2 protein-coding genes and 3 pseudogenes are annotated in these 2,730 nt (G+C 62.6%); 2 read left to right on the top strand and 3 right to left on the bottom strand.

Annotated elements, in window-relative coordinates:
- A pseudogene (locus tag EOA75_RS31575) lies at positions 1–494 on the top strand (hypothetical protein); the annotation flags it as partial.
- Positions 495–557: 63 nt separating this feature from the next.
- Here the strand turns inward: EOA75_RS31575 and EOA75_RS31580 are convergent.
- A complete protein-coding gene (locus tag EOA75_RS31580) occupies positions 558–839 on the bottom strand; it encodes a hypothetical protein (RefSeq protein ID WP_066990806.1) in 282 nt (93 codons plus the stop codon).
- A 149-nt stretch (positions 840–988) separates the two neighbouring features.
- On the opposite strand from EOA75_RS31580, the gene EOA75_RS31585 reads away from it, so the two are divergent.
- A complete protein-coding gene (locus tag EOA75_RS31585; RefSeq protein ID WP_127326041.1) occupies positions 989–1,855 on the top strand; it encodes an SDR family NAD(P)-dependent oxidoreductase in 867 nt (288 codons plus the stop codon).
- Between the two features lie 109 nt (positions 1,856–1,964).
- Here EOA75_RS31585 and EOA75_RS31590 read toward each other — a convergent pair.
- A pseudogene (locus EOA75_RS31590) lies at positions 1,965–2,357 on the bottom strand (low affinity iron permease family protein); the annotation flags it as partial.
- Between the two features lie 255 nt (positions 2,358–2,612).
- Positions 2,613–2,730, bottom strand: a pseudogene (locus tag EOA75_RS35415) (antibiotic acetyltransferase); the annotation flags it as partial.

A 2,730-nucleotide genomic window follows, 5' to 3' on the forward strand; every position in this document is an offset into this window, starting at 1 on the left:
GCTTTTTGATGCTGGCACGCGACAGCGGCAACGGCCAGGGGCTGAAGGACGCCGAGTCGGTTTACCGCAAGATCGAGATCGTCGACCTGTCCGCGGCCACCGATATCGCCAACGGCCCATTCGACGCCGCCGACAAGCCGGTTGCGCCGAAAGGCGTGCTCGATCCGTCGGTGACGCCGGCCAAGCTCACCTCGTTCATCGACATCAACGACAAGGGCGAACTCGGCCGTTTCGGCCTGCACAACGGCGCGCCGAACGACAGGAACAACCTCTCGGAGAAGTGGGAGGCGATGTCGCTGGTGAGCGTGCTGGACCCGAAGCTGCCTGACGACTATTTCCTGTTCGTCGCCAACGACAACGACTTTCTCACCCAGGACGGCTTCCAGGTCGGTGCCCCGTACAAGGCCGAGGATGGCGCCGATGTCGACACCACCTTCCTGGTCTATCAGGTTACCCTGCCCGGCCTGTCGGGGAACAGTCTCGCCGCAAACTAGTTGCGATTACCTGGTTTACGCCGGACAGGCGGTTCGAGCGTCTCGCGGAAAGATAGCGGGTTCTTACTGCCGCATCGCTTTCAGTTTTTCTGCCGCCGAGGCGGCAAGGTCGGCATAGCGCTCTTCCAGCCGCTCTGCGGCCTTGATGACGGGAAAGTCATGGCCGAACTTCTCCAGCGCCAGGCGCAGCTTTTCCGCGAAGTCCGCCTGTTGCTCCAGTGCCGAAAACAGGGTCTTGACCTGCGCCTCGCTGATATCGGGGTTGGCGAGCATCTTCGGCACATCCCGGCCCATCTGTTCGCCGGTGGCGGTCTGCTCCTTCAGGATTCCGATCCAATCGGTCAATGCCGAACTCCTTTTCCGGCAGCATGCGCGGGGCAAGCTGCTGCGGTCAACCCATTGGCGGTACCGCCGTCGATCATTGCAGCGATCAAGGCTTGCCTCGCCCCTGACCGGCGTTAAGTTCGGCTCGACCCGGAATAAGGACATCAACCATGACCAGCGACGCCGAAATCCAGACCGCCCTGCCCGCTTTCGCCTCCGGCAATATCGCCGTCATCACCGGCGGCGCCAGCGGCATAGGCCTGGCCGCCGCGAAGCGCTTCGCGGCCATGGGCATGAAGACCGTGCTTGCCGACATAGGCGGCGTGCGCCTCGACCAGGCCCGGCAGGCGGTCGCCGTCATTGCCGGGGACGATGCCGTTCTCCCTATCCCCACCGACGTCTCCAAGGCCGACGAAGTCGACCGGCTCGCGGACCTCGCCTACGGTGCGTTCGGTGCGGTTTCGGTGCTGATGAACAATGCCGGCGTCGGCAACAATCCCGGCAAGCCGTGGGAAAACCGTGATGCCTGGAAGCGGCTGCTGGACATCAATTTCTGGGGCGTCGTGCATGGTGTCGAGGCCTTTGCGCCGCGCATGCTGGCTGCGGGCGAGCCCGGCCTGATCATCAACACCGGATCCAAGCAAGGCATCACCACGCCGCCCGGCAATCTCGCCTACAACGTCTCCAAGGCGGGCGTAAAGACCTTCACCGAGGGCCTGGCCCACACGCTGCGCAACGAGCCTGGAGCGAAGCTTTCCGCGCATTTGCTGATCCCCGGCTTCACCTATACCGGCCTGACCGAGGGCGCGACGGAAAAGCCGGCCGGCGCCTGGACGGGCGAGCAGGTGATCGATTTCATGCTGGCATCGCTCAAGCAGGACGACTTCTACATTCTTTGCCCGGACAACGAGGTCGCTCGGCCCATGGATGAAAAGCGCATGGCCTGGGCGATCGGCGACATCATCGAAAACCGCCCAGCTTTGTCGCGCTGGCATCCGGATCACAAGGACGCTTTCGCCGCCTTTATGAACCGCTGACGGGCCGTTCAGGCGGCGCCTTCTTCTTGGAGCTTGCCTTCCCTGGCACGGTCTTCTTGGCGGCGGCCTCAGCGATCTTGCGGTCGCGCCCGGAACCGTTTTTTATCGTCATAGCCTGCTTGGCCGCTGTTTCGGCGATCTTGCGGTCGTGCCGTTTTGCCGCCGCTTCGCATTTGGCGCGGATCTCCTCGACCTCCGATTCCGTCAGGTGCTCGATGCCGATGAAATGGTTGTGGGCCTCGCTGACGCGAATCAACTCGTCGAGCTTGGTCTGGATTGCGGCGCCATCGCGGTTCTGCGTGTTCTGGATCAGGAACACCATCAGGAAGGTGATGATGGTTGTCCCCGTGTTGATCACCAGTTGCCAGGTATCCGAGAAGCCGAAGACCGGGCCAGTCGCCGCCCAGATCACCACGATCAGAACGCAGACGGCAAAAGTCAAAGGCATACCGGCTAGGTGAGCCACCCAATTGGCAACCTTGGTGAAAAGCTTTTCGATCATCCAGTCCTCACAAAACGCAAGAGCGCGGCATTTCGAGAGAAACAAGGGCCGGCCTCTCCGGTTCCCGCCGGCCCGATTTTCCGCCTGCAATCGCATACACGCGAGAGGCGCATGACGACGAAAAAACACCTTATGCGTTGTTGCCATGGTGCCGGTGCAGGTCGAAAAGCCTGCTCGTTCCGCTTCACGGCGGCTTACCTCCGGCCCCTTCCGCCGGGCCACCCCCGCATGGCGGAAGGGGCGCGCTTCACGGGTTCAGGTCGCGGCGTTTTCCCAACGATCGAGGAAGGCCTCGATCGGCAACGACTGCATGTCCGGGATCGCCCTGGCGAGTTTTTCCGGCGTCCAGTCCCACCAGGCGAGGTCTTCAATG

This window comes from Mesorhizobium sp. M1A.F.Ca.IN.022.07.1.1 (assembly GCF_003997575.1).
In the GTDB taxonomy this organism is placed as follows: Bacteria; Pseudomonadota; Alphaproteobacteria; order Rhizobiales; family Rhizobiaceae; genus Mesorhizobium.

Bases quoted from the DNA above. Each gene is read 5' to 3' on its own strand.
- EOA75_RS31585 (WP_127326041.1), top strand. From the start codon at position 989: ATGACCAGCGACGCCGAAATCCAGACCGCCCTGCCCGCTTTCGCCTCC.